The organism is Aeromonas piscicola, from assembly GCF_000820005.1.
Taxonomy (GTDB): Bacteria; Pseudomonadota; Gammaproteobacteria; order Enterobacterales; family Aeromonadaceae; genus Aeromonas; species Aeromonas piscicola.
Map to the genome: position 1 here is coordinate 62,813 of NZ_CDBL01000007.1, position 26,084 is coordinate 88,896.

At 60.5% G+C, this 26,084-nt stretch carries 23 protein-coding genes; 12 read left to right on the forward strand and 11 right to left on the reverse strand.

Annotation, left to right across the window (positions count from 1 at the left end; genetic code table 11):
- Nucleotides 1-34: 34 nt before the first annotated feature.
- From BN1128_RS01250 to BN1128_RS01265, 4 genes are all read right to left on the reverse strand, one after another.
- A complete protein-coding gene (locus BN1128_RS01250; protein ID WP_042865775.1) occupies nucleotides 35-2,098 on the reverse strand; it encodes a prolyl oligopeptidase family serine peptidase in 2,064 nt (687 codons plus the stop codon).
- Entirely contained in the window at nucleotides 2,098-4,263 is a 2,166-nt protein-coding gene (locus BN1128_RS01255) for a TonB-dependent hemoglobin/transferrin/lactoferrin family receptor (RefSeq protein ID WP_042865776.1), read from the reverse strand. The genes BN1128_RS01250 and BN1128_RS01255 overlap by 1 nt, the downstream gene beginning before the upstream one ends.
- Nucleotides 4,264-4,570: 307 nt before the next feature.
- The gene (locus tag BN1128_RS01260; protein WP_042865777.1) at nucleotides 4,571-6,421 is read right to left on the reverse strand and encodes a DUF3413 domain-containing protein; all 1,851 of its coding nucleotides are present in this window, start codon (nucleotides 6,419-6,421) and stop codon (nucleotides 4,571-4,573) included.
- A gap of 43 nt (nucleotides 6,422-6,464) precedes the next feature.
- Entirely contained in the window at nucleotides 6,465-6,692 is a 228-nt protein-coding gene (locus BN1128_RS01265) for a YejL family protein (protein ID WP_042865778.1), read from the reverse strand.
- A gap of 73 nt (nucleotides 6,693-6,765) precedes the next feature.
- Here BN1128_RS01265 and yejK point away from each other — a divergent pair, with 73 nt between their 5' ends.
- The 5 genes from yejK (at nucleotide 6,766) to BN1128_RS01290 (ending at nucleotide 13,543) form a co-directional block, all read left to right on the forward strand.
- Complete coding sequence (gene yejK, locus BN1128_RS01270) at nucleotides 6,766-7,815, forward strand: nucleoid-associated protein YejK (RefSeq protein WP_042865780.1); 1,050 nt, start codon at nucleotides 6,766-6,768, stop codon at nucleotides 7,813-7,815.
- 395 nt (nucleotides 7,816-8,210) lie between these two features.
- Complete coding sequence (gene malE / locus BN1128_RS01275; protein WP_042865781.1) at nucleotides 8,211-9,392, forward strand: maltose/maltodextrin ABC transporter substrate-binding protein MalE; 1,182 nt, start codon at nucleotides 8,211-8,213, stop codon at nucleotides 9,390-9,392.
- 75 nt (nucleotides 9,393-9,467) lie between these two features.
- Nucleotides 9,468-11,120, forward strand: coding sequence for a maltose ABC transporter permease MalF (malF, locus tag BN1128_RS01280; RefSeq protein ID WP_042865782.1), 1,653 nt, complete (start codon nucleotides 9,468-9,470; stop codon nucleotides 11,118-11,120).
- Between the two features lie 12 nt (nucleotides 11,121-11,132).
- Nucleotides 11,133-12,023 carry a maltose ABC transporter permease MalG gene (malG, locus tag BN1128_RS01285; RefSeq protein WP_042865783.1) on the forward strand — a complete coding sequence of 297 codons (891 nt, stop codon included), beginning with the start codon at nucleotides 11,133-11,135 and terminating at the stop codon, nucleotides 12,021-12,023.
- 383 nt (nucleotides 12,024-12,406) lie between these two features.
- Nucleotides 12,407-13,543, forward strand: coding sequence for an ABC transporter ATP-binding protein (locus BN1128_RS01290; RefSeq protein ID WP_042865784.1), 1,137 nt, complete (start codon nucleotides 12,407-12,409; stop codon nucleotides 13,541-13,543).
- 111 nt (nucleotides 13,544-13,654) lie between these two features.
- Here the strand turns inward: BN1128_RS01290 and ppk2 are convergent, their stop codons facing one another.
- Entirely contained in the window at nucleotides 13,655-14,470 is an 816-nt protein-coding gene (gene ppk2 / locus BN1128_RS01295) for a polyphosphate kinase 2 (protein ID WP_042865785.1), read from the reverse strand.
- 243 nt (nucleotides 14,471-14,713) lie between these two features.
- Here ppk2 and BN1128_RS01300 point away from each other — a divergent pair, with 243 nt between their 5' ends.
- Nucleotides 14,714-15,514 carry an alpha/beta fold hydrolase gene (locus BN1128_RS01300; RefSeq protein WP_042865786.1) on the forward strand — a complete coding sequence of 267 codons (801 nt, stop codon included), beginning with the start codon at nucleotides 14,714-14,716 and terminating at the stop codon, nucleotides 15,512-15,514.
- 78 nt (nucleotides 15,515-15,592) lie between these two features.
- Here the strand turns inward: BN1128_RS01300 and BN1128_RS01305 are convergent, their stop codons facing one another.
- From BN1128_RS01305 to BN1128_RS01315, 3 genes are all read right to left on the reverse strand, one after another.
- Nucleotides 15,593-16,399 (reverse strand): MipA/OmpV family protein, encoded by an 807-nt coding sequence (locus BN1128_RS01305; protein WP_042865787.1) that lies wholly within the window; start codon nucleotides 16,397-16,399, stop codon nucleotides 15,593-15,595.
- A 180-nt stretch (nucleotides 16,400-16,579) separates the two neighbouring features.
- Nucleotides 16,580-17,650 (reverse strand): AI-2E family transporter, encoded by a 1,071-nt coding sequence (locus BN1128_RS01310; protein ID WP_042865788.1) that lies wholly within the window; start codon nucleotides 17,648-17,650, stop codon nucleotides 16,580-16,582.
- Between the two features lie 15 nt (nucleotides 17,651-17,665).
- A complete protein-coding gene (locus BN1128_RS01315) occupies nucleotides 17,666-17,908 on the reverse strand; it encodes a sulfurtransferase TusA family protein (RefSeq protein WP_042865789.1) in 243 nt (80 codons plus the stop codon).
- Between the two features lie 121 nt (nucleotides 17,909-18,029).
- Here BN1128_RS01315 and bepA point away from each other — a divergent pair, with 121 nt between their 5' ends.
- Nucleotides 18,030-19,484 carry a beta-barrel assembly-enhancing protease gene (gene bepA / locus BN1128_RS01320; protein ID WP_353851039.1) on the forward strand — a complete coding sequence of 485 codons (1,455 nt, stop codon included), beginning with the start codon at nucleotides 18,030-18,032 and terminating at the stop codon, nucleotides 19,482-19,484.
- Between the two features lie 145 nt (nucleotides 19,485-19,629).
- On the opposite strand, the gene BN1128_RS01325 is transcribed toward bepA, so the two are convergent.
- A complete protein-coding gene (locus BN1128_RS01325; protein ID WP_042865791.1) occupies nucleotides 19,630-20,106 on the reverse strand; it encodes a TlpA family protein disulfide reductase in 477 nt (158 codons plus the stop codon).
- 60 nt (nucleotides 20,107-20,166) lie between these two features.
- On the opposite strand from BN1128_RS01325, the gene arsC reads away from it, so the two are divergent.
- Nucleotides 20,167-20,517, forward strand: coding sequence for an arsenate reductase (glutaredoxin) (arsC, locus tag BN1128_RS01330; protein ID WP_042865792.1), 351 nt, complete (start codon nucleotides 20,167-20,169; stop codon nucleotides 20,515-20,517).
- Nucleotides 20,514-20,909: a DUF2069 domain-containing protein gene (locus BN1128_RS01335; protein ID WP_042865793.1), complete on the forward strand. Its 396-nt coding sequence runs from the start codon at nucleotides 20,514-20,516 to the stop codon at nucleotides 20,907-20,909. The genes arsC and BN1128_RS01335 overlap by 4 nt, the downstream gene beginning before the upstream one ends.
- Nucleotides 20,910-20,961: 52 nt before the next feature.
- Here the strand turns inward: BN1128_RS01335 and BN1128_RS01340 are convergent, their stop codons facing one another.
- Entirely contained in the window at nucleotides 20,962-21,582 is a 621-nt protein-coding gene (locus BN1128_RS01340; RefSeq protein ID WP_042865794.1) for an acyl carrier protein phosphodiesterase, read from the reverse strand.
- A 181-nt stretch (nucleotides 21,583-21,763) separates the two neighbouring features.
- On the opposite strand from BN1128_RS01340, the gene iadA reads away from it, so the two are divergent.
- On the forward strand, nucleotides 21,764-22,894 hold the full coding sequence (gene iadA, locus BN1128_RS01345; protein WP_042865903.1) for a beta-aspartyl-peptidase: 1,131 nt from the start codon (nucleotides 21,764-21,766) through the stop codon (nucleotides 22,892-22,894).
- Nucleotides 22,895-22,975: 81 nt separating this feature from the next.
- Here the strand turns inward: iadA and BN1128_RS01350 are convergent, their stop codons facing one another.
- Nucleotides 22,976-23,878 (reverse strand): LysO family transporter, encoded by a 903-nt coding sequence (locus tag BN1128_RS01350; RefSeq protein ID WP_042865796.1) that lies wholly within the window; start codon nucleotides 23,876-23,878, stop codon nucleotides 22,976-22,978.
- A 542-nt stretch (nucleotides 23,879-24,420) separates the two neighbouring features.
- Here BN1128_RS01350 and BN1128_RS01355 point away from each other — a divergent pair.
- Complete coding sequence (locus tag BN1128_RS01355; RefSeq protein WP_042865797.1) at nucleotides 24,421-25,191, forward strand: ABC transporter ATP-binding protein; 771 nt, start codon at nucleotides 24,421-24,423, stop codon at nucleotides 25,189-25,191.
- A gap of 65 nt (nucleotides 25,192-25,256) precedes the next feature.
- Nucleotides 25,257-26,030, forward strand: a complete 774-nt coding sequence (locus BN1128_RS01360; protein ID WP_042865798.1) for an ABC transporter substrate-binding protein — start codon at nucleotides 25,257-25,259, stop codon at nucleotides 26,028-26,030.
- Nucleotides 26,031-26,084 lie beyond the last annotated feature (54 nt).

Genomic DNA, 26,084 nt, shown 5'->3' on the forward strand with positions numbered 1-26,084 from the left:
TACTCCAACACAAAAATGAGAAAAGGATGCGCCATCAGCGGGTAACGCCAGCCAGGGTGAGCAGGAAGGCATATTCTCGCGCTGCCTGCTGCTGGGCCTTGCCGATACTGGCCTGGTGGCCGCTGTCGAGAGCCGTACTCAGCAGATAGGGGCCCGTGCCCGTGCTGTGCTCCCGCAGCCGGGCGACCCATTTGAGCGGCTCCCAGTAAGGCACCTGGCTGTCGTGCAGCCCGGCCGTCACATAAACCGGGGGATAGGGCTGCCGTTGCAGGCTGTCATAGGGGCTCAGGCGACGCATGGCAGCATAGTCGGCGGGAATGGCCGGATTGCCCCACTCGGCGTACTCCTGGCGGGTGAGCGGCAGTTCGGGATCGCTCATGGTGCCGAGCAGATCGACGAAGGGAACCTGCAACACGGCGCCGGCAAAGCGGGTTGGCGCCTGATTGAGTGCCGCCGCCACCAGCAGACCGCCGGCACTGCCGCCCATGGCGAACAGCCGGGCCGGATCGATGGCCGGATCCCGGGCCAGCGCCTCGGCCACGGTCAGGAAGTCGTCCACGCTGTGCTGTTTTTGCTGGCCGCGCCCAGCCAGATACCAGTCGTCTCCCAGCATGCCGCCGCCGCGCACGTGAGCGATGGCGTAGACAAAACCGCGATCCAGCAGGCTCAGCACCTGAGGCTGGTAGTAGGGGCGCATGGGGGTGCCATAGGCGCCGTAGCCGTAGAGCAGCAGCGCCTTGGGCTTGGTGATGTCGGTGCGCCACACCAGAGAGACGGGCACCTTGACCCCGTCCTTGCCCACCACCCAGCGTCGCTCGCTTCGGTAGGGGGAGGGGGTCTGCGCCTGGGCGCCAGCTTGCCACTGGCCGCTGGCCAGATTGAGCCAGCGCTGGTGCGGCGGCTCGGCCATCCCTTGCCGGCGGATCAGGATCTGCTGGCTGGCCGGGTCATGAGCGCCCTGGATCCAGGCCGTGCCAGCTCCCTCGGTGAGATGCACCCGCTGGCTGAGCTGGCCGCTTGAATCCAGCACATCGAGCCAGTCGTCCCCTGCCTTGCGGTATTGCAGGACCGTATGGTCGGCAAACAGGCGCCACTTCTCTAGGCTCCTGTCCTCGCCGGACCAGAGGGGTTGCCAGTGCCCCTCGGCCACCTGTGTCAGACTGGTCACCTGATAAAGGCCGAGGGCACCATCTTTGTTGCTCTTGATGAGCACTCGCTCCCCCTGGGTATCCAGGTAGTACTCGACACCGGCCTGACGGGCCTTGAGCAGAGAGGGGGTCCCCTCGTCCAGCAGATATTGCTCCGAGCTGTCGTGGTTGTTGCTCTGCAGCAGCAGGTGGCGTTTGTCCGTGGTGCCATAGAGGCTGAGCAGCCAGGCCGGGTCGGCCTCTTGATGTACTAGCCGCTCCTTGCCATCCTGCCAGGTCCACAGCTGCCATGGGCGCAGGGTGCGGCGCTCGTTGGCAAGGGTGTAGAGGGTCTTGCCGTCCAGGCTCCAGAGCAGATCGGCGGCCCTGTGCGCCAGAGTGGTCAGGGTCTTGCCGCTATCCAGATCCAGCAGGGTGATGTGGTAGTCCAGATCGCCACGCAGATCTTCGGCCAGGGCCAGCCAGCGTCCGTTCGGGTGCAGTGCCCAGCCGGCGAGCTCGTAATAGCCGCTCGCCGGTTGACGCGGCGCCAGTCGCTGACGGGGCTGCGCCTTGTCATCAGCCCGTTGCCACAGGCTGCCGTCTGCCTCCATCCTCCACTGGCTGCCCGCTTCAGTGTGCCACTCGGCGGGCATGGGCTCGCCGCGCGGCTGTGTCTGCCACTCGGCTTGCAGCGTCTGCTCCAGCGGCCGCTGGGCGGCGAGCTGCTGCTCGGTCCAGCGGTTCTGCTCGGCCAGCATGGCCAGCAGGGCGGGATCCTGGCGGCTGTCGTCACGCCAGCCGCCATAGGGATCCCACCGCGCTACCTTGCCCTTCATCAGCAGGGGACGCTTGGCAATGGCTGGCGCGCTCTGTGGCGCCGTGGTGGTTGCCGTCATGCCCGCGGCCTCGGTGGGGGAGGCCGCCACCGGATTTGCCAGCAGAGCCGTCATTATCAATAGCGCGTGCATCAGATCCCCACGAAGGTGTAGCGCAGGCTGGCGCTCAGGTAGCGGCCCGTCTGGGTGTAGAGTCCCGCATCGCTGCCCGCTTCCTGCCCGGCTACATCCTGATAGCGGGTGTAACGGGTATCGAGCAGGTTATCGAGCTTGAGGTTGGCCTTGAGGGCGTCTGTGATCTGCCAGTCGGCGGTCAGGGCGAAGCTGAGCCAGCCGGCACTCTTCATGCACTCGCTCTGCTGCTGGGTCAGGCTGTTGCCGCAAGTGGGCACCCGGCTCATGGCGGCGGCATAATCGGCTTGCAGCCCCAGGCTCCAGTCGTTGGCCTGATAGCTGAGGCGGGTATTGCCCTCCAGCGGGGTCAGGTTGCGCGGTGACTCGCCCTGGCTGTCCTTGCCATCCACCCAGCCGAACTTGGTGGCCAGTTCCCACTGCTGGGTCAGCCAGTAGCTGGCGGCGATCTCGGCGCCCCAGGTCTCGGACTTGGCCACGTTGCGGTATTGACGCAGCATGACGCCGTCCCGCAGACGGAAGCCCACCTGGCGCCAGTCGACGAAGTTGTAGTAGCGGTTGTAGAAGAGGGCCGGCTTGATGCTCCACTCATCCCCTTCACCGCTCACACCCCACTCGAAGCTGTGGCTGGTCTCCTCCTTGAGGTCCGGGTTGGCGATGATCTCGAACGGTGGCAGGGCAAAGTAGTGGGGAATATTGCCGTACACCTTGTCGTAGGAGGGGGCACGAAAACCGTTGGCATAGCTGAGCCAGCTGCGCCACTGATCGTTGAAACGGTAGCTGGTGGCCAGACTCGGGGAGAGGTGCCAGCTGTGGTTGCTGGCACCCTTGCCATCTTGCGGGCTCAGCCACTGGTGATCCATGCGCAGTGTGGGGGTGAATTGCCACTGGCCAAGGCTCGCCACATCCCCCAGCCAGATGCCGGCGCGGTCCGTGCGGGCACTGCTGAAGGGGGCGGATTGGCCGGGCTGGGGAATGCCCGCCTCCAGCGTCAGCTTGTTGACCGGCCGCTCGTGGCTTGCGCGCTCCAGTTCGACACCATAGCTCAGCTGGTGTTCGATGGCGCCGGTTGTCAGATCGCGGCGAATGTCCAGCTCGCTGCCGATCAGATCCTCAGTGAAGGTGGCCAGCTCCCGTTCGCTGCGATAGCGGGGATAGCCGCTCAGCAGGTCATTTTGCAGCAGGCTGCGTTTGTTGGCGCTGTTCTTGGCATGATTGCCGTGCAGGCTCAAGGTGAACTGATCCGCCAGCAGATGGTCGAGGCTGCGCGCCTCCCAGCTCAGCTTGGCGCCCTGGGAGCGCTGGGTACTGTCCTCGCGATACTGGCGAACCTGCCATTTGCCATCGGGCTGGGGCATTTCGCGCGGCCCCTGATCCCGCTTGGCGTTGTCCTCGAAGTAGTCGAGTTCGAGGCGCAGCAGGTGGTGCTCGTTCAGGGCGAAGCGAGAACTGGTGGAGGCACTCAGGCCATCCAGATCCGCCGGGATGCGGCTCTCGTCATAGTTGGCGGTCTCGTGCCCCTGCCAGCCGGAGAGGCGCAGCAGGTGTTCTGTCTCTGCCCAGCGGGCGGCACCGGTGGCGCTCAACTTCTGCTTGCCGCTGCTGCCATCATGCAGGATCTTGCTGCTGAGGTAGGCATCCTGCCCCTGCAGATAATCCTCCGGCTGCTTGGTGGTGATGACCACTGTGCCGCCGATGGCGTCCGAGCCGTGCAGGGCGGAGCCAGCCCCCTTGGCCACCTCTATCTGCTTGACGTCATCCAGATCGAAGCTGAAACGGCCCACCTTGTCGTTGAGATCGTCGGCGCCGAAGCCATCGCTGACCCTGACCCCGTCCTTGATGATCAACACCCGGTTGCCGCCAATGCCGCGGATGCTGATGTTTTGCGGCCGCCCTGCCGAGCCGGTCACCGAGACGCCGGGTTCGTTCTTGAACACGTCGGTGAGTTCGGTGGCGACCTGGCGATCCAGGTCCTCTTCGGTGATGACTGTGATGGCGCCCGAGATATCGGACAGCTTCTGTTCGACCCGCTGGCCCTTGACCACTATGGTCTCGCGCGCCTTGAGGTGAGGAGGTATGCCAGTCCCATCGAGTTGGGTCTGATCGCTGGCGGCCAGGGCTGTGCCGGACAGCAGCATGGGCCAGTAGTGAAGCAGTGTTTTCATGTTGAGAATAATTATTATTTAAGCCTGAAGGCCGCGGATTATTGCAGAGTGGTCCAGCCAGATCAATAATTGATAATAGTTATCATTTGATTTTTATGATCTTGATCAGGCTGGTGTTTTTGATAGAAAAATCAGCAATGGCAGGGTGAACGTTTGCGCTTGCCGGGGAGGCGATCTGGCGGGTCACTGGGGATGAAAGGCGCCGACTGGCTATGAGTGTCGAGGTGCTCTCTCCAGGCTGTACTGGCGGAGACGCAATAAAAAGCCCGCTGCGAGAGCGGGCTGTTCATTGCGCGTGAGCTTGACCTCAGGGGGCGCGATAGAAGCGGTTCAGCTCGTTCATCACCTGGATCATGACACCCATGTCGGGGGTGCCGTGCTTGATGGGACGGTAGCTGTTGCGCTCCAGCAATTCGAAGTCACCCTGCTTGTTGAAGTGGGTGATGGTGTTGCCCTGATAGATGGCAAAGTCGCGCTGATCTCCCGCCAGCAGCCAGTTGCGCGGGCTGGTGTCGAACAGGTTGCGGCCTATGCTGTAGTCCCGCGCCGGATTGCGTACCCCCAGCATGCTCTGCATCAGGGTCGGCACCAGATCCAGGTGACTGCTCACCTGACTCTGCGGCAGGTTGTCGTTGCCCGGCCAGGCCAGCACGAAGGGCACCTGCACCTGATAGGGCGAGTAGTTGGTGCCATAGCCCCAGCTGTTGTTCTGGGTTTCGTTGAACTCCTGACCGTGGTTGGAGGTAACCACGACTATGGTCTGCTCACTGAGCCCCTGCTGTTGCAGCTGGGTCAGCATCTGCTCCAACAACTGATCGGTATAGAAGACGGTGTTCTTGTAGCGATTCTCCAGCTTTTGCAGGTTCTCGGCCTGATAGGCGGTGGCCGGATTGAACTTGGTCAGCTCGGGCTGGAAGGGCCCCTTGATGTTGGCTGGCAGCTGGTAATCACCCGGGCTCGACAGATAGACCAGCGAGAACCAGGGTCTGTCCGGTGAACGCTTGGCGAGCCACTGCTGCCAGTCGCCGATCAGCTGGTTGTCATCTGTCTGCTCTGAGACGAACACCTGCTTGCGCAGGCCGGAGAGTATGCTCTGGCGATACTTCTGGGCATCTTCCAGCGCGCCGAACAGGCCGAACTGATAGTCCTGGCGCAGCATCTCGTCGAACAGTACCGGCGGCGTCTTGTCGTTGCGAATGTCGTCGTAATAGTGGCCGGGCAGGCCATAGAAGAGGCTGAACATCCCCATCACGTCATCGTTGCCGCCACTCATGTGGTTGCGGAAATTGAGATGGCTGTCTGCATAACGCTGCAGATTGGGCATGTTGATGTTGTTGAGCATGTCGGCCCGCAGCGAGTCCACCACCACGATCAGCAGATTTTTGTGCTCGACGGGAGCATTGACGCTGAGCGGGCGCAGCGGGTAGCGCAAGCGGCTCGCGCTGTCGCCGTCCTGGGACTCGGCCTTCTTCTCGTACTGATCCAGATCCAGCCAACCGTGTTTGGCCAGGAAGCTCTTGGCGGTCATGGGGTAGGAGAGCGGGAAGTTGGCGCGCTGCATGGTGATGGGCTGATACAGGGTGGCATCGGCCCAGCTGTTGACCACGTGGGTCAGAATGAAGCAGACCAGCAGGGACAGCCCCACCTGATTGCCATACTGGCGGCGTTTGCGCTTGTTGATCTTGCGCCACACATAGGCTGACAGCAGCAGTTGCAGCAGGAAGATGGTCGGCACCGCCACGAAGATGATGCTCCAGATCGAGCCTTCCTCGGTCTGGGCCTGATCCAGCAGCAGCTGCCATACCTGGCCGTTCAAGTGGAACTTGAACAGCTGGAATACCTGGGTGTCGATGAGCAGCAGCACCAGCGCCAGGGTGGCTATGATGGCCGAAATGAAGCGCAGCGCCTTCTCTTTGGGCAGCACGAAGCTCAGCGGAAACACAGTCAACAGGTAGGTGACAAAGCTCAGAAACGAGAAGTGACCTATCCAGCTGATGATGAGATAGGTCACGCCGAGCGTGGTCGACGGCCAGCTGATCGCCCCCAGATAGCGGGTGGCAATCAGCATGGCCAGTATGATGTTGAAGAAGGAGAACCAATGCCCCCAGGTGATCAGGCGAGAGACATTATCACGATAGGGGTTGCCGGTTTCGACCATAGTGATCCATCTGCTTTGAGAAACGTCAAAAAAAAGCGGCGATTCAGTGTGCGTCGTGGCGATTGTCGACCGAGGAAGTCAGTGCCTGGACATATTTTTCAGTGATCGCCTGGCGTTGTGCCGGGGCCATGCTGTTGATGATATTGGTTGTCACGTTACCCAGCACCATCAGGCTGAGGTCGACTGGCGCTTTGTGCTTCTCCAGTACTGTGATCAGGTCATTCATCAGGTCATCAAATTGCTGGTTTGTGTACTTTGATACGATGGGCATAATCTTGGGTTCATCTCGGTTCAAAGCGCCTTATAATACTTCACCCTTTCGGCTAACACTATGGCTTTGTGACATGAGTCTCGATATCGACAAGATCATTCTTCACTCCCTGCGCCAGGGCGGCGATGGTCAACCTCACGCCGACACCCGCAGCCAGACCCTGCCTGCCGATGAGGCGGTACAGGGGCTGATGGCGGAGCTGCATCGCATTTACAACGGCAAAGGTGGCAAGGGCTTCGGCTTCTTTGCCGACCCCGAAGCCGCCGTCGCCGAGCTGGCCGACGGTGAGGACGCCCCCAAGCAGCCTTCTCCCGCCTTTCGCATCGCCCTCGAGCAACTGCTCGGCGAGCAGACCGAATTCGTGCCCTTTTCGGTCAACATGACCCAGCTGCTGGTGAAAAACCTGGTGGATCACGCCCTCGATGAGCAGGGGGTGCTGCTGTTTGCCAAATACAACTACGTCGGGGTCGATTACCTGATGCTTGCTCTGCTGGAAGGCAAGGAGAGCGTCACCGTCAGCGAGGCGCTGGACTTGCGTCATATCCATTATCTGGATATCGGTAAACTCAATCTGGTGGCCCGCATCGATTTGACCGAATGGAAAACCCAGCCAGACTCCCGCCGTTATATCACCTTCAGCAAGGGGCGGGTCGGTCGGAAACTGGGCGACTTCTTCATGGATCTGCTGGGTGCCCGCGAGGGGATGGATGCCAAGGTGCAAAATAAGGGGTTGCTGCAGGCGGTGGACGATTATTGCGACAGCCGTCAGCTGGAGCCGGCCGAGCGCAACGACTACAAGAAGCAGGTCTTCAAATATTGCACCGAGCAGGCCAGCGCCGGTGAAGAGATCGAAATCAAGGAGCTCTCCGCAGAATTGCCCGGTGACGGCGACCTCGATTTTTACAGCTTCATCGGCCAGGAGTATGAGTTGGAGGATCGCTTCCCCGCCGATCGCTCCACCCTGCGGGGTCTGACCAAGTTCGTCGGATCCGGCGGTGGTCTGACCCTGAGCTTCGAGCAGAAGTTGCTGAACAGCCGGGTGTTTTACGATCCCCAGACCGACACCCTGACCATTCGCGGTGTGCCGCCCAATCTCAAGGATCAGCTGCTGCGCCAGTCGTAATGTGATCTGCTTTCCATTTTTGGCAAAAAGACACCGCACTCCACTGCGGTGTCTTTTTATTTAAGGGGGTAAGTCGCGTCGAAACCAACTCGGTGCTTTGTTAACAAATTAAACAGAATAACCACCATGAAAGGGTTTTCAATGAGGTGAAAACCCTTTCATTCGTGTTTTTTTATTTCCATTTGGTAATTTAATTTCTATTTTTGGCGAGGAATATACCAATAAATGGCGATAACCCCCTGAAATAAGAAAATGTTTTCAAAACTTTCTGGAAGAAAATACGTAATTGCATTTCAAAAATGCGAGTTACGTCATGTGAGGCGGTGACGGCTTGGGATAATATTCATCTCGCACACAATGCTCTTACAGCGCGGAACTAATACAAGGAAAGGCTCATGAAAAAGAAATTGCTGTCATCCCTGATCGGTCTGGCTACTCTGGGCGTGGCTTGCTCTGCCACCGCCGCCATTGACGAAGGTCAACTGACCATCTGGATTAACGGTGACAAGGGATACAATGGTCTGGCTGAAGTCGGCAAGAAGTTTGAAGCCGAAACCGGCATCAAGGTGACGGTTGCTCACCCTGATCAGGTGGAAGTGAAATTCCAGCAAGCCGCTGCAACCGGCAACGGCCCGGACATCTTCTTCTGGGCTCACGACCGTTACGGTGAGTGGGTCAAGGCCGGTCTGCTGGTACCCGTCACCCCGAACGCAGCCACCAAAGCCAAGTTTGAACAGTTCGCCTGGGATGCCATGGCTGTCGATGGCAAGACCTACGGTTACCCGGTTGCGGTGGAAGCCGTCAGCCTGATTTACAACAAGGATCTGCTGCCTGAGCCGCCGAAGACCTTCGAAGAGATCGCCAAGATTGACGAGACGCTGAAGAAGAACGGCAAGCGTGCCATCATGTGGGCCTATGACACCCCCTATTTCAGCTATCCGCTGGTGGCTGCCAACGGTGGCTACGCCTTCAAGAAAACCGCTACCGGTTATGACGTGAAAGATACCGGCGTGGCCAACGCAGGCGCCAAAGCCGGTGTGGGCTACATCTCCGAGATGATCAAATCCGGTCACCTGGAAAAAGGCATCGACTACGGTGTGATGGACGCCAAGTTCAACAAGGGCGAAGTGGCCATGATGATCAACGGTCCCTGGGCCTGGAGCAACCTGGACAAGAGCGGCATCAAGTACGGTGTAGCGCCGCTGCCGACCCTGAACGGCAAGCCGGCCAAAGCCTTCGTTGGCGTATTGGGTGCCACCATCAACGCCGCCAGCCCGAACAAGGATCTGGCCATCGAGTTCCTGGAAAACTACCTGCTGACCGACGCCGGTCTGGCACCGGTGAACGCCGACAAACCGCTGGGCGCCGTGGCACTGAAGTCCTTCCAGAAGACTCTGGAATCCGATCCGCACATCAAGGCGACCATGCAAAACGCCCAGAATGGCGAGCCTATGCCGTCCGTGCCTGAGATGAGCCGTTTCTGGTCTTCCTTCGAAACTGCCCTCAAGAACGTAACTTCCGGCCGTCAGAGCGTTGACGAAGCCCTGGATACCGCTGCCAAGCGTATCGTTCAGTAAGCATGCACTACCCGGGAGGCCGCAATGGCCTCCCACTCTCTCAAATCTCTCTTGGCGTTATAAAGGTTAATTGGCATGGAAGTAGTACCTTCTATTGAATCCTATGCCGGTCCGAAGGATAAGCATACCTGGCTTAAGTGGACCATCGCTGCTCTGGTAGCCATCCTCAACGGTTATGCGGCCGTGATGATGTACGCCAGCGGTGAGTGGGTATTCGCTCTGCTCGATCTGGTGGTGGTCTCCGTCGGTCTGTATGTCTTCATGAACAAGAAGACCTATGCCCACCGCTATATCTTCCCCGGTGTGGCTGGCATGGTTGTGTTTATCATCTTCCCTCTTGCCTACACGATCGGCATCGCCTTCACCAACTATTCGGGATCCAACTTGCTCTCCCTCGAGCAGGCACGGGATTACCATCTGAAAAAAAGCTACAAGGTGGCGGGCGGTGAGTTCGATTTCACCCTTTTGGGTGGTGAGAACAATCAGTTTCAGCTGCTGCTGAAACAGGACGACCAATCCTTTATCAGTCAACCTGTTTCCCTGATGAACAACAAGGCGCGTGAGCTGGCGGCCCGTGAGGGCAGAGTACAAAGCACCCAGCAAGTGGTCGAACTGCAGCCCTTCACTGGCGAAGCGGCCAGCAAGGCCGCCCCGATCCGTGCCATCGTTGAGCATCGCACTCATCTGAGTGACCTGGATCTGGTCCTGCCGGATGGCGGCACCCACCTGACCCTGAGCAGCCTGCGCAAGTTTGCCGCCCAGAAACAGCAGTACACCCGTCTGATGGATGGCGCCGTGCTCAAGTCCGGCGTGGTGATCAAGGACAGCAACCTGCTGCGTGACACCCAGACCGGCGAGCTGATGCTGCCCAACGGCGACACCGGCTTCTATCAATACATCGACGAGCAGGGACAGTTTGTCGGCAAGGGCATGGCCCCCGGTTTCGTGGTGAGCGTGGGCTGGAAAAACTTCGTGCGCATCATGACAGACCCGGGTATCCAGGGTCCCTTCATGCAGATCTTCGTCTGGACCGTGATATTCTCCGCCGGTTCAGTGGCCTTCACCCTGGCCATCGGCATGGTGATGGCGTGTCTGGTGCAGTGGGAGCAGCTCAGAGGTCGCGGCTTCTACCGGGTCATGCTGATCCTGCCCTACGCGATACCGGCCTTCATCTCCATCTTGGTGTTCAAGGGCTTGTTCAACCAGAACTTCGGTGAGATCAACCTGTTCCTGGAAGCGGCGTTCGGCATCAAGCCGGACTGGTACACCACCCCCTTCCTGGCCAAGGTGATGATCCTCATCGTCAACACCTGGCTCGGCTATCCCTACATGATGATCCTCTGCATGGGCCTGCTCAAAGCCATCCCGGAAGATCTCTATGAGGCGTCCGCCATGGACGGTGCGGGTCCGGTGCAGAACTTCTTCAAGATCACGGTTCCGCTCTTGATGAAGCCACTCACTCCGCTGCTGATCGCATCCTTTGCCTTCAACTTCAACAACTTCGTACTCATACAGTTGTTGACCAACGGGGCACCGGACATCATAGGCGCCAGTACCCCGGCCGGGACCACGGATCTGTTGGTGAACTACACCTACCGGATCGCGTTCCAGGGCTCGGGTGGTCAGGACTACGGTCTGGCCAGTGCCATCGCCACCGCCATCTTCCTGATCGTCGGCGCGCTTGCACTGCTCAACCTGAAATTGTCCAAAGCCGACAAGCAACAGTAAGGAGGCTTCTCAATGGCTATCGTACAACCCAAATCAGTCAAATACCGGGTGTGGGCAACCCACCTGGTCATGTGGGCCTTCCTGGCGCTGATCATCTTCCCGGTGATCATGGTTATCGCCATCTCGTTTCGTAACGGCAACTTCTCGGTCGGGGAGGTCATCCCCTCCAATCCGACCCTGGATCACTGGAAGCTGGCGCTGGGCATGTCCATCACCAACGCCGATGGCAGCATAACGCCGCCGCCGTTCCCCGTGCTGACCTGGCTGTGGAACTCCATCAAGATTGCGGGTATCACTGCCCTGATGATAGTGACGCTGTCGACCACCTGTGCCTATGCGTTTGCCCGCCTGCGTTTTCGTGGCAAGCAGACCATATTGCAGGGCATGCTGATCTTCCAGATGTTCCCGGCCGTGCTGGCGCTGGTGGCCATCTATGCGCTGTTTAACAAGATAGGTGACTACATCCCCTGGCTGGGTCTCAACACCCACGGTGGCCTGATCCTGGCCTACATGGGCGGCATCGCGCTGCACGTCTGGACCATCAAGGGCTACTTCGAGACCATAGACTCTTCGCTTGAAGAAGCGGCGGCCATCGACGGTGCCACTCCCTGGCAGGCGTTCCGCCTGATCCTGTTGCCCCTGTCGGTGCCCATCCTGGCGGTGGTGTTCATTCTGGCCTTTATCGGCACCATCACAGAGGTGCCCGTGGCCTCCATCCTGCTGCAGGATGTGAACAACCTGACCCTGGCGGTCGGTGCCCAGCAATACCTCTATCCGCAGAACTATCTGTGGGGTGACTTCGCCGCGGCCGCCGTGCTGTCGGGCCTGCCCATCACAGTGGTGTTCCTGATGGCGCAGCGCTGGCTGGTTGGCGGACTGACCGCTGGCGGCGTGAAGGGTTGAGTGTGTTGTCGCATGCGCTACACAGCCAACACCAAGGTGTTCCTGCTGGTCTATCGCAGGGCTGGCTGGTTGGCGGACTGACCGCTGGTGGCGTGAAAGGTTGAGTGTGTTGTCGCATGCACTACACCGCCAGCACCAAGGTGTTCCTGCTGGTCTATCGCAGGGCTGGCTGGTCGGCGGACTGACCGCTGGCGGCGTGAAAGGTTGAGTGTGTTGTCGCATGCGCTACACAGCCAGCACCAAGGTGTTCCTGCTGGTCTATCGCAGGGCTGGCTGGTCGGCGGCCTCACTGCTGGTGGTGTGAAAGGTTAAGGTTTTAATGGCCGGGGGAGCTGACTCCCCCCGCCGTCACGATTTGCACAGATTCAAGAGCGGAGCTCGTCATGGCTGAAGTAGTACTCAACAACGTTCGCAAGAACTACGATCCGGCGGTCCACAAGGACACGCTGCGCAACATCAACCTGGCCATCAAGGAAGGGGAGTTCATCGTTTTCGTCGGCCCGTCCGGCTGCGGCAAGTCCACCCTGCTGCGGATGATCGCAGGCCTGGAGGACATCACCAGCGGTGAGCTGACCATAGGCGGTCGTTACATGAACGACGTGCCGCCGGTGGAGCGCAACGTGGGCATGGTGTTCCAGTCCTACGCCCTCTACCCGCACATGAACATCTACGAGAACATGGCCTTTGGCCTTAAGCTCAAGAAGATGGACAAGGAGAACATCCACAAGCGAGTGATGCGCGCCGCTGAGATCCTGGGGCTTGAGCCCCTGCTGGACAGAAAGCCCAAGGCTCTCTCCGGTGGTCAGCGCCAGCGGGTGGCCATAGGTCGCTCCATAGTGCAGCAGCCCCAGGTGTTCCTGTTCGATGAACCCCTGTCGAACCTGGATGCCGCCCTGCGGGTCAAGATGCGCATCGAGATCGCCAAGCTGCACAAGGAGCTCAACTCCACCATCATTTACGTGACCCACGATCAGGTGGAAGCCATGACCCTGGCCAACCGCATCGTGGTGCTGAGCCCGCTCAAGGGCGATGCCGAGACCAACCTGGAGCAGTTCGGCACACCGCTCGATCTCTACCACAATCCGGACAACAAGTTCGTGGCGGGCTTCATCGGCTCACCCAAGATGAACTTCCTGGCGGGTGAATTGCTGGAAATCGGCGAGCAGGAGTGCGTGGTCAAGCTCACTTCTGGCGATACGGTGCGGGCGCGGGTGGATGCCCGTCGCGGCGCAGTCGGTGACAAGGTGGAGCTGGGCATTCGCCCCGAGCACCTGGTGACCCTGGATCACCCCCATGCGCACAGCAAGGTGACCGGCGTCGTGCAGGTGGCCGAGCATCTGGGCGCCGAGTCTTTCGTCTATATGGATGTGGATGGCCACGACTTCACCGTCAAGGCGCACTCAGATATCGACGTGGCCACGGGTCAGGCGTACAGCGTCGGCATTCCGGCCGAAGCCTGCTACCTGTTCGATGCCAATGAACAAGCCTTCCCGCGCATGGCTCGCTATGTAAGAGCCTGATGGCGCCGAGGTTTTCCACTAAATTCAGTGCCTTTTTGCCGGTCGCAAGACCGGCTTTTTATTGCCTGCCGTTCGGGGCTCGTCCGGCAGGCCTGACTCCCTGGCCTCTGCTCAGGTCTCCAGTGCGGCCGTGATGTCGGGCACGAAGGTCTGGCTGGTCAGGGGCGGGCGCTCATAGCCCTCGGTCTTGATGGGGGGGAGTGTGATGGGCTCGTAGTGGATCGCCTCGTAGGGTACCTTGCTGAGCAGGTGGGCGATGCAGTTGAGGCGGGCCCGGCGCTTGTCGTCCGCCTCCACCACGAACCAAGGACTGTCTTGCGTGTCCGTGTAGGTGAACATGTCATCCTTGGCGCGGGAGTACTCCACCCAGCGCGAACGGGATTGCAGATCCATGGGGCTGAACTTCCAGCGTTTGATGGGGGTATTGATGCGCTCCTTGAAGCGTTTCTCCTGCTCCTCGTCCGACACCGAGAACCAGTACTTGATGAGGGTGATACCCGCGCGGATCAGCATGCGTTCGAACTCGGGGCAGGCGCGCAGGAACTCGCGGTATTCGGCATCGCTACAAAAGCCCATCACCCGCTCGACCCCGGCCCGGTTGTACCAGGAGCGGTCGAACAGCACCATCTCGCCGGCGGCGGGCAGGTGGGCGGCATAGCGCTGAAAATACCACTGGGAGCGCTCCCGATCCGAGGGGGCGGGCAGTGCCGTGACCCGGCAGACCCGGGGGTTGAGCGGTTCGGTGATCGCCTTGATGACGCCCCCTTTACCGGCGGCGTCCCGTCCCTCGAACAGCACCACCACCTTCAGTCCTTCCTGCTTGACCCACTCCTGTAGCTTGACCAGCTCCTCCTGCAGGTGGGCGAGGTGGTGCTCGTAGCATTTCTTGTCCAGGCGCGAGCGTTTCTTGCTCTTTTCCTTTGGCATGACTTTCTCCTTTTTGTGTCCTTTCAGGGCGTCACCCCAGCTTGCACCAGGGAGGCGCCACTGCCAAGGAGTGCGTGTTACACTGCCGCCCCGTCGCTGGCAGCAACACAGAAGAAAACATGAGGCGATTTATGGCGATTTACATTGCCACCTCATCAGCCGCTGGCAATAGAAAACACATGAAGCCATTTATGGCGATTTGCACTGTCGTCTCATCATCAGTAGTTGGCAACAGGAGAAAACATGAAGCAATTTATGGAGATAGCGGGCCGCCAAATGGCCTATCTGGACGAGGGGCAGGGCCCGGTTCTGTTGTTTGGGCACAGCTACCTGTGGGACAGCGCAATGTGGGCACCGCAAGTCGCCGCGCTCAAGAGCCAGTACCGCTGCATAGTGCCCGAGCTGTGGGGCCACGGCGATTCCGACCGGTTGCCGGAAGGCCCTTGCACCCTGGCGACCTTGGCGCGGGATCACCTGGCCCTGCTCGATGCCCTCGGCATCGACGAGTGCGTGCTGGTGGGCCTCTCCATCGGCGGCATGTGGGGGGTAGAGCTGGCCAGAATGGCGCCGGCCCGTCTCAAGGGGCTGGTGCTGATGGACAGCTTCGTTGGCCTGGAGCCGCAGATCACCTGCGAACGTTACCTCGGCATGCTGGGCATGATTGGGCAGCTCGGCACCATACCGGCTCCCATCGTCGAGCAGGTGGCGCCTCTGTTCTTTGCCAACCAGCCGGATGCGGCCCTGATGGCCGACTTCAAGGGGCGTCTCGCCACTTGGCCTGGGGAGAAGATCGCCGCCATGGTGGCGGTGGGGCGCAGCTTCGTGACCCGGGAAGATCGCATCGACTGGCTGGAAGAGATGGCCGTGCCAGCGCTGGTGATGACGGGGTGCGAGGACAAGGCGCGTCCCGTGCTGGAAGGCTACCTGATGGCCGAGGTGCTGGGCTGCCCGTTCAAGGAGATCCCGGCTGCGGGTCATATCTCGTCGCTGGAAAACCCCGCCTTCGTCAATCAGGCCCTGGCGGCGTTTCTGGCCGACCTCTGATACAGATACGGCCGCTTTGCCAGACCAAGAAGGGAGCCATGGGCTCCCTTCTTGCTTGTGATGGCGTGGCGGCGCGGTTTACCAGATATAGCCGATCCCGAAGCCGGCGTAGAGCTCTCCCTGGTGCTGGACCAGGGGGCTGTTGGCAACCTCCTCGTCATAGCGTTCGTAGTTGGCGGCAAACATACCGATCCAGTTGGGGGTGAAGCGGTAGCTGGTGACAATGGCCATCATGGGTGAAAGGGTTGCTCCCGTGTCCCATGCCGGTCGCTGCGCCGTGGCCTCGCTCTCGGAAACGCCGCCGAAGTAGTAGTTCGCCAGCTTGCTGCTGCGGATCATCATCCCCATGCCGGGCATGATGAGCAGCCGATCGCGGATGATGGGAAAGTCGGCCCACAGCAGCAGCTCCTGGCCCTGGCTGCGGCCGGTCACATCCGTGCTGAGACGGGTGCTGAGCAGGGCGTAGGGGGTGATCAGGCTGGCTCCCATGCCCCCTTCCAGCTCCCACTTGCGCGGTTCCATGCCGTTGAACTGCACATATTCGTCGGGATCCAGGTTGCCAAAGCGCAGCCGGCCATAGCCGTAGGCGGCCAGGGTCTCATCCTTGTAGAAGTAGTAGCGGGCCCGATCGCCCAGGTACATGAACTGGTCACCAAAGTAGAGAAAGCCGGGAATGACGTAGCCTGCGGCATCTTGCGCCTGATAGCGCGCATCGCCGCCGATGACCGCCGTCCCCAGCACCAGCCCCTTGGGGACAGGGCTCGTGGGGCTGTCGTGGGCGAACACGTCGAGGGAGCCCAGATCGATTTCGGCATGGGCCGCGGTACTGAGCAGGGTGAGGGCTGTGAGTGCGCTGGCAAGCCGGCGCGCGCTAGGTAGGATCATTGTCGCTCGGGCTCCATGAACGTGAGGCGTCCATCCTGGTCGGTTGGCACTGTGAGGCTGGATATTAGCGCACTTTATCAGGGCGCTGACAGCGCCAGTTAGCAGATGTTCAAGATGACACAGGGCATGTCCGAAGAGATGCCCTGTGGGGATGAAGCGGGAGTGCGAGAAGGCGCCTCGTCAGGCTCCAGGCTGGGGGGCGTCATCGCGCTTGGGCCAGGCGTTGAGCACTGCCTTGACCAGGGTGGCGAGGGGAATGGCGAAGAAGACACCCCAGAATCCCCAGAGCCCGCCAAACACCAGCACGGCTATGATGATGGCCACCGGATGGAGGTTGAGCGCCTCGGAGAAGAGCACGGGCTCCAGCACGTTGCCGGTGAGCACCTGGATCACCGTATGCACCACTATCAGCCAGGTGAATTCAGGGGTCAGCCCCCACTGGAACAGGGCTACCATGGCGACCGGTACCGTCACGGCGGCGGCCCCTATGTAGGGAATGAGCACGGAGAAGCCGACCGCCACCGCCAGCAGCACAGAATAGCGCAGCCCCAGCATGGCAAAGGCGCCGTAGCTGATGACTCCGACGATGAGGATCTCGATCACCTTGCCGCGGATGTAGTTGAGGATCTGCTCGTTCATCTCCACCCAGACTCGGTTGACCAGGGTGCGGTTGCGCGGCAGGAAGCGGCGCAGGCTGCCCATCAGCACCTTTTTGTCCTTGAGCATGAAGAACGCCATCAAGGGGACCAGTATGAGGTAGATGAGGATGGCCACCACGTTGACCAGCGAGTTCAGGGAGGCGCTCACCAGCTGCTCGCCACCGGTCAGAATACGCTGGCGAATGTTGTCTATGATGGTCTCGACCAGAGTCACGTTGATAAGCTCTGGATACTGCTCCGGCAGGGTGCGCACATAGTCCTGGGCATGGGCCAGCATGGAGGGGGACTCCTTGGCCAGGTTGATGCCCTGGCTCACCAGCGTCGGGATAAGGCCCAGGAATGCCATGACCGTCAGGGCGATGAACAGCAGCAGGATCAGGCTGGTGGCCAGGGTTCGGGAGAGGCCGAGGCGCTGCAGCCGGCTCACCGGCCACTCCAGCAGGTAGGCCATCACCAGCGCCACCAGCAGTGGTGCCAGCAGATCGCCAAACAGCCAGAGCACGGCAAAGCAGGCCACCAGCAACAGGAAGAGGGTGACCGCATCGGGGTCGGAGAAGCGGGTCTGATACCAGCGTTTGAGCACATCTAACATGACAGCATCCTTTCGTTACCGAGGCTCATGATGATGCTGTGCCCCGACGACCAACTGCAAAGAGAGCGTATTGTCCTGCGCCTGCTGCACCGTGAAGGGATGACCCTGACGTTGCAGATAGGCCGGAATGTCCTGCCGGGAGCCGGCATCGGCCAGCCGAATGGTCACGGTTTGACCGCTTTTGGCCTCCCTTAGCCAGAGCTTGAGCCGGATCAGCGGCTCGGGGCAGCGCCAGGGGGTCAGATCGAGGTGTTCCATGAGGGCTCCAGCAGGCGTGAGGCGGCTATTATGGCCGTGATGAGAGCACGAAACAACGCTTGTAGCCCTTGAGGGGCAAGGGTATTCTGCCGAGGCCCCTTCTGATGGAGATAGAGATAACGTGGCACGCTTTTCCCCCCTGATGGCATCGCTTCCCCTGCTGGCTTCCCTGATGGGTGCCACCTTCCATGCCCAGGCGAACAACCAGCTTCCCGACATAGGCACCGCCGGGGTAGCCGCCCTGCCCATCGAGCAGGAGGTGCGCTATGGCAACGCCTTCATGCGTTTCGCCCGGGCCGGCCTGCCGATCATAGATGATCCCGTGCTGAGCCAGTACATAGACGATCTCGGTCAGCGGCTGCTCTCCAACGCCGATGGGGTACGTTTCCCGTTTACCTTCTTCCTCATCAACGATCCCAGCATCAACGCGGCCGCCTTCCTCGGCGGACGGGTCAAGGTGCACACGGGCCTCTTCCTCTATGCCGACAGCGAGAGCGAGCTGGCCTCGGTGCTGGCGCACGAAATCACCCACGTGACCCAGCGCCACATAGCCCGCTATATGGAGGCGCAGGCCAGCAGCTCCGCCATGACCCTGGCCGGGCTGGTGGGCTCCATCGCGCTGGCGGTGATCAACCCCACCGCCGGTATCGCCGCTCTGCAGACCACGCTCGGCCTCTCCATGCAGTCGGCCATCAACTACACCCGCGAGAACGAGTACGAAGCGGACCGGATCGGCATGAAAACCCTGTATGACGCAGGCTTCGATCCCATGGGCATGGCCAACTTTTTCCAGAAACTGGCGGCCGAGTATCGCTACGCCAGCAAGCCGCCCGAGATGCTGCTGACTCACCCGCTGCCCGAGACCCGGATCTCCGAGGCCCGTGGCCGCGCCTCCAGCTATGCTCGCCGCAACCTGCCCCCCAGCCTCGACTTCTGGCTGGCCAAGGTGCGCATCCAGGTGCGCTATGGCACCGAGAGCCCGCAGGCGCTGCTCAGCTATTTTGACAACCGCCTGCAGAAAGGGGATTACCCGCTCAAGGATGCAGCCACCTACGGCAAGGCGCTGGCGCTGCTGCAGCTCAAGCGCACCGACGAGGCCGATACCCTGATGCAGGAGCTGGCGAGCCGCCACCCGGAAGATCTGTTCGTGGTGGATGCTCTTACCGACATCGATCTCGCCAAGGGGCGCAGCGCCCAGGCCATCGCCCGGCTGGAGAAGTTCCGCACCCGGATGCCGGACAACGAAGTGGTGGTGGTCAACCTTGGCAACGCCTATCTGGAAGGGGGCAACTACAAGAAATCCATCGCCATCCTGGACCCTTACGCCCGCGAGCACGAAGAGAACAACCTGGCCTGGAGCCTGCTCTCCGATGCCTATCGCAAGGCGGGACGGATGACGGACTTGCACATGGCGCGGGCCGAGATGCTCTCCCTGCGCGGGGATTATCAGGCCGCCATCGACGAGCTGATCGTGGCCCGTGGCACCACCAGCGACAAGCTGACCCTGGCCCGACTGGAGGCGCGCATCACTGAGCTGGAGCGGGCGAAGAAGGATCTCGACAGTCTGAAGGGGTGATGCATCAGAGGTGTGGTGAAACGGGGTGTGCCAGCAATGGGACACCCCGTTTCCTTTTCCACCGGTGTCATAGTGTCGTGCAGGTCAATCCCGTCGTCATGGGTGGGTGTGATGGGTCCCTTACTTGCCAAGGAGAGGGGACGCCCTAGCGAACCGCCGCCTGCTCCTTGAGGACGGCAATCTGCTGCGCATCGAGTTCGCCAACGATCGTCTGTTGCAGCTTGCCCTCTGCGTCGAGCAGATAACTGGTGGGCAGCCCGGTGGGGTGGGGGAAGGGCAGGCTTGCCGCGTCATTGGCGATCAGCAGCGGCAGGCTGACCCGGTAGCGGCTCGCCAGTGCCGCCAGCTCGGCCGGGGTGGCCGGATCATAGTGGATAGCCACCACGGTGAGGGAGCCCTCCTGCGCCAGCGCCTCCAGCAGCGGCAACTCCCGCAGGCAGGGGGCGCACCAGGGGGCGAAGTAGTTGACCAAGAGCGGCTTGCCGGCAAATTGGGCCAGTGCCACCGGCTGGCCCTGGCCGTTGGTGAACTCGGGCGCCGGGGAGCAGGCGCTCAGCAGAGTGGCCACAATCAGCCAACAAATTCGTTTCATTTCCTTTGCCCTGCCGCTTACCCTGACCATCCGTTTCCCCTACAATAGCGCCGTTTCTTGTCCCATCTTGCGATCAATCAGGGAGTTACCATGAGCGAGACCCAAATTTACCACAATCCGCGCTGCTCAAAGAGCCGTGAAACCCTGGCCCTGCTGGAGCAGCACGGGATCGCCCCTGATGTGGTGCTCTATCTGGAGCAGGCGCCGAGCGAGGAGCAAATCCGCACCCTGCTGAGCCAGCTTGGTTTCACCGATCCGCGCCAGCTGATGCGCACCAAGGAAGAGATCTACAAGGAGTTGGGGCTGGGCGAGGTGAAGGGCGATGCCCTGATTCACGCCATGCATCAGCACCCCAAGCTGATCGAACGCCCCATCGTCATCAGGAATGGTCAGGCCCGCATCGGCCGTCCGCCCGAGCAGGTGCTGGAGATCCTCAAGTGAGCACCCGCTTCGCCCGTCTGCTGACCCTGGTCGGCTTCTTTGGCCTGCTGGGCTGGGTCATTCTCTGGCACCTGTGGCTCTCGCCCCACCCGGATCTCAACCCCTGGCTGCTGCCGGTGATCTGGACTGTGCCGCTGCTGTTCCCGCTCAAGGGAATCGCGCAGGGCAACCCCTACACCCACGCCTGGGGCAACTTCGTGCTGATGCCCTATTTCCTGCACGCCCTGACCCTGATCACCACGGACGAGGGAGAGCGCTGGTTGGCTGCGGTGGAGTTGGGGTTCACCATACTCGCCTTCGTCGGCACCATCTATTACGCCCGTCTGCGTGGCCGTGAGCTGGGGCTAAGCATTCGCAAGAAAAAGGGTGAGCCTGCACAGCAAGAGAAATAAGGCCTGCGTCAGCGCACCTTTATCTGCAAACCGGATCCTGGGTCCGGTTTTTTTATGGCCGCAAGCCAGCGTGGCCGCCAGTCTCGCGATAGTGGGCGAGCTGCTGCTCGCTAAAGCGCATCAACTGGGGATAGAAGCGCAGAAATCCCTGCTCGCCATTGTGCCAGCTGGCGTCGTCCAGGGTGGCGAGGGCATCGCCCAGCAAGATGGGGCGGCGCAGCCGGTGGCCTATCCCGTTGAGGGCACGGCCCAGCCCTTCCCTGTGACGATAGGAGGCGATCCAGTTCTGCTCCGCCATCCGTTTGAGCGCAACGGGCAAGCCATCCGGCAGGTGCTGGTGATCCGCCAGCAGCTGTCCATAACTCTGTTGCAGAAAGCGAGGCAGGGGTTCTTCGCCAAATCGCGGCCAGTGCAGGCTGAGCCAGTGGTCGTAGAGCATGTCCACCAGGATGCCGCCGAAGCGGCGCCAGGGCGCCTCGAAGCAGGCCACCGCCGCCCTGTGCTCGGGGTGGGCATCGGTGAAGGCATCGATTTTGCGATGCAGCCAGATCCCCTCATCGAAGGCGGAACCGAGCGTGCTTGGCAAAGGGCCCTTGACGAAATCCCCCAGCAGGTTGCCGGTGAGGGAGCTTCGGGTATAGGCGGCCAGATGCAGGTGAGCCAGATAGTTCATGACGGAGGATGTCGACCAGCAAACGGGAATTGCTGGTGAGCCTAGCCGATCCCCTCTCCCTTGCCTATGCCGATCATGGCAAACTGGTCAGCAGAAACTGCCGTTACCGAGAGGCAAATGGTGGGTAAATAGCGATATCTCTCTTTTCCCCGTTGGGGATAGCTTGCAAGGAGTAGCCATGATGTTGACCCTGATCGAGGGCGCCGAACTCTTCAGTCCCACCCACCTTGGCCAGCAGGATCTGCTGGTGGCCGATGGCCGTATCGCCTGGATTGGCAAGGGGTTGACGGTCCCCGCCGATTGGCCTTTGACGCGGGTCGATGGTCGCGGCCGCTATCTGGTTCCCGGGCTGGTGGATCCGCTGGCCCATATCACCGGGGGCGGCGGCGAGGGGGGCTTTGCTTTTCGCACGCCCGAACTCGCCGCGAGCGAGGCCCTCAAGGCGGGGGTGACCACGCTGGTGGCGGCGCTCGGTACCGACAGCCTGACTCGCACGCCGGCACAGGTGCTTGGCAAGGTGCGTGAATTTCGCGCCGCCGGGGTGAGTGCCTTCATGTATACCGGCTCCTACCATCTGCCCGTCAAGAGCATCACCGGCACGGTGGAGTCCGACATCGTGCTCATTCCCGAAGTGCTGGGGGTGGGGGAGCTGGCCATCAGCGATCACAGATCCAGCGCCCCCACCCATGACGAGCTGGCCCGGCTGGTGAGCGAGGCGCGTGTGGCCGGTCTGCTCGCTGGCAAGAGCGGCGTCAGCTTCTTCCATCTGGGGGATGGCCGCGGGGCGCTGGCACCGCTACGGGCCCTGCGCGATGAAACCGACATTCCGCTACGCCAGCTCTATCCTACCCACTGCAACCGCAACCCCTGGCTGTTTGCCGAGGCGATCGCCTGGGGCAAGGCGGGAGGCTGGGTCGATCTCACCACTTCCAGCTTTCCCGATCTGGTGGAGGATGGCGAGCGGCTTGCCGCCGATGGATTGATCGAGTTGCTGGCAGCCGGCGTGCCTGCCGATCGCATCACGTTCAGCTCCGATGCCAACGCCAGCCTGCCGCGCTTTGATGGTGAGGGACGCCTTATCGAGATGCGCTGCGGCCAGATTGCCAGTCTGTGGCAGGAGTGCGTGCGCGCCTGCCAGCTCGGGGTGTCGCTCGAGGTGGCGCTGGCTGTGGTAAGTACCCATCCGGCACAAGTGTTGGGATTGGCCGCAAAGGGGAGGATCGGAGTGGGGCAGGATGCGGATCTGCTGCTGGTCCATCCTCACTCTTTCGCCATCGAGCGGGTGATGAGCGGCGGCCAGTGGCGCGGATAGCGCGAAAGTGCGGCATATCCAGCTAAAAGAAGCCCGACAGCAATGTCGGGCTTCTTGGATTCTGCGGGCGACAAGTGTGGCCTAGATCGCCAGAAAGCCGAGGATCAGGATGGGGCCGAGCAGGCTCAGGATAAAGCCGGAGACGATGGCCACAGGTACCATCTGGATGCCACCGGATTTTTGAATGACCGGCAGGGTGAAGTCCAGCGCGGTGGCGCCGCCGTAGCCGATGGCGGCGGAAGGGTGGCGCCGCATCAGCATGGGAATGATGAGGATGGCGATAAGCTCGCGGCCCAGATCGTTGATAAAGGCGGCTGAGCCGAGCACGGGCCCCAGCTTGTCGGCCACCAGAATGCCCGATAGCGAATACCAGCCGAAGCTGGAGCTGAGTGCCAGGGCGTGGCTCAGCGGCATGCCCAGCAGCTGGGCCGCCAGCACGCTGCCCAGCCAGCTGCTGATGATGACGGTGAAGGCGATCTTCATGCCCCAGGGGTTGAGCAGGATCTGGCGCAGCCGCATGCCGGAGTTGCGCATCTGTATCCCGATGAGCAACAGCAGCAGCATCAGGGCCCACTCGCTCAATTTGTCGATGGGCAGGGCCTGCAGATCGACCAGCAACCCCAGCAGCACGCCCCCCAGCACCACGAAGCAGAGCTGGAGGGATTCCCACAGCAGGTGCAGCTTGCTCGGCATCTTGGCGTCGCTGGCCTCGTGGGTCGGCGGGCTGCGCCTGTCCAGCCACCAGAGTGCCAGCAGGTTGCAGAGGGTAATGGCGGCCAGCATCACACCGGCCACCTTGAAAATCACCGCCAGATTGCTGCCGAGGTTTTCCACATAGGCCAGTCCCAGCCCCATCAGAAACAGGATGAGGTAGACCATCTTGCCAAGGGACTGATTGACCAGCTTGATGAGCCGTGCGGAGGAGAGAGGGATCAGATAGCCGACGCCTAACGGCAGCAGGATCAGCAATACATTGAGCAACATCGGGGCCTCGATCACAAAAACTGATAAAAATAACACCTTATCACTACTTATTGGCTCTGTGTCACATTTCTATGAGTTTGGATGGCTCATCCGGGGCTTTTTATCAGGTTGTTATGTTTTTGGTGCAAGCAACTGCACTCATTTGGCTCAAAGGTCCACCTTGGTGCGGCAAGCGTGCCGCAATGAAATCAAGCTCATCGCCCATTTTTCAACAAGATGCAAACATAGATGAGGTGAATAAAGTCGCTTTCTCCATCTTCCTGTCATGATGTCTGAATTTTCTTGCCACCCTTGCGATCAGGGTATAAAAAGGCGATGTTGCTCGACTGGTTCAAACCGGGTTTTATGCAGACAAAGTGCTGAAAAATACCAGTGAGACCAATAAAAATACAGACAAAACACCAAAGACCTCGGTTCTGTATTGTTTTTTAACTATTCGAGTGATATTTTCGCTGAAGGTTGCCATCGGTTAACTTTTTGTTAAATCCATGATGGTGTGAGTCACGCCCCACGGCGTCTAGGGACAGACAAGGTTGTAATGGATGAGTGACGTTGCCGCACTGGAAGTTCGTGAACTGCACAAGTATTTCGGCACCCACGAAGTGCTCAAGGGCATCGATATGACAGCCCACAAGGGAGATGTGATCTCCCTGATCGGCTCCTCCGGCTCGGGGAAGTCGACCTTTCTTCGTTGTATCAATCTGCTGGAAACACCCTCTTCCGGCACAGTTTCACTCCATGGCGAGCTTATTCGCATGAAATCCAACCGGGCCGGTGAGCGGCTGCCGGAGGACATGCGTCAGGTGGAGCGTATGCGCAGCCGACTGGCCATGGTGTTTCAAAGTTTCAACCTCTGGTCGCACATGACCATCATGCAGAACATCATAGAGGTGCCTATCCAGGTGCTGAAGGTGCCCCGTGCCGAGGCCATCGCCAAGGCAGAACACCTGCTCAACCGGGTGGGACTGTGGGAGCGGCGCGATTACTATCCCGGTCACCTCTCCGGCGGCCAGCAGCAGCGGGCGGCTATCGCCCGTGCGCTGGCGGTGGAGCCCGAGGTGATGCTGTTTGACGAGCCTACCTCGGCGCTGGATCCCGAGCTGGTGGGGGAGGTGCTCGGCCTGATGCGCGAGCTGGCCGAAGAGGGGCGCACCATGCTGGTGGTGACCCACGAGATGTCGTTTGCCCGTGATGTGTCGAACAAGGTAATGTTTCTGCATCAGGGGCGTGTGGAAGAGGAGGGCAATCCCAAGGAGATCTTCGCCCATCCCAAGTCTGAACGGTTCAAGCAATTCATCTCTTCCATCTATTGATGGGCGGGATCTGTTTTCAACAAGCTGCAACTTCAACAGTCGACGATTTTATCAAGGAGAGATACATGAACAAGCTGATGCTGGCGACTGCCATAGTCACTGCCCTGTCTTCCGGCAGCCTGATGGCCAAGGAGTGGAAAGAGGTACGGATCGGGGTCGAAGGTGCTTACCCTCCCTTCTCCTGGACCGAGCCCAGTGGTGAGGTGAAAGGTTTCGATATCGACATCGCCAACGCCCTGTGCGAAGAGATGAAGGTGAAGTGTACCCTGGTCAAGCAGGACTGGGACGGCATCATTCCGGCGCTGCTGTCGCGCAAATATGACGCCATCATCGCCACCATGGACATTACTGAAGAGCGCAAGAAGAAGGTGGACTTCACCCAGAAGTACCAGCACATTCCGGCCCGCTTCGCCGCCAAGAAGGGCACAGAGGTCAAGCTCGACAAGGCCTTCATGGACGGTAAAACCGTGGCGGTGCAACGCGCCACCTCCATGGATACCTACATCACCGACAACTTCCCCAACGCCACCATCAAGCGTTATGGCACCGCAGATGAAGCCTATCTCGATCTGAAATCCGGTCGGGTTGACTATGTGATGGCCGACTCCGCCGCGATCAGCGACGGCCTGCTGAAGAAGGAAGGGGGCGATGCCTACGAGTTCGTCGGCCCGAAACTGACCGATCCCAAGTGGTTTGGCGAGGGTGCCGGCATAGCGGTACGCAAGGCTGACAAGGATCTGAAAGAGAAATTCAACACCGCCATCCTGGCCCTGCGCGCCAACGGCAAGTACAAGGAAATCAACGACAAGTACTTCGACTTCGACGTCTACGGCGAGTAACCTCCAGGCGCGCTACACAGGGTAGCAGCCGAAGGGATTGCGGCGAATCATCAC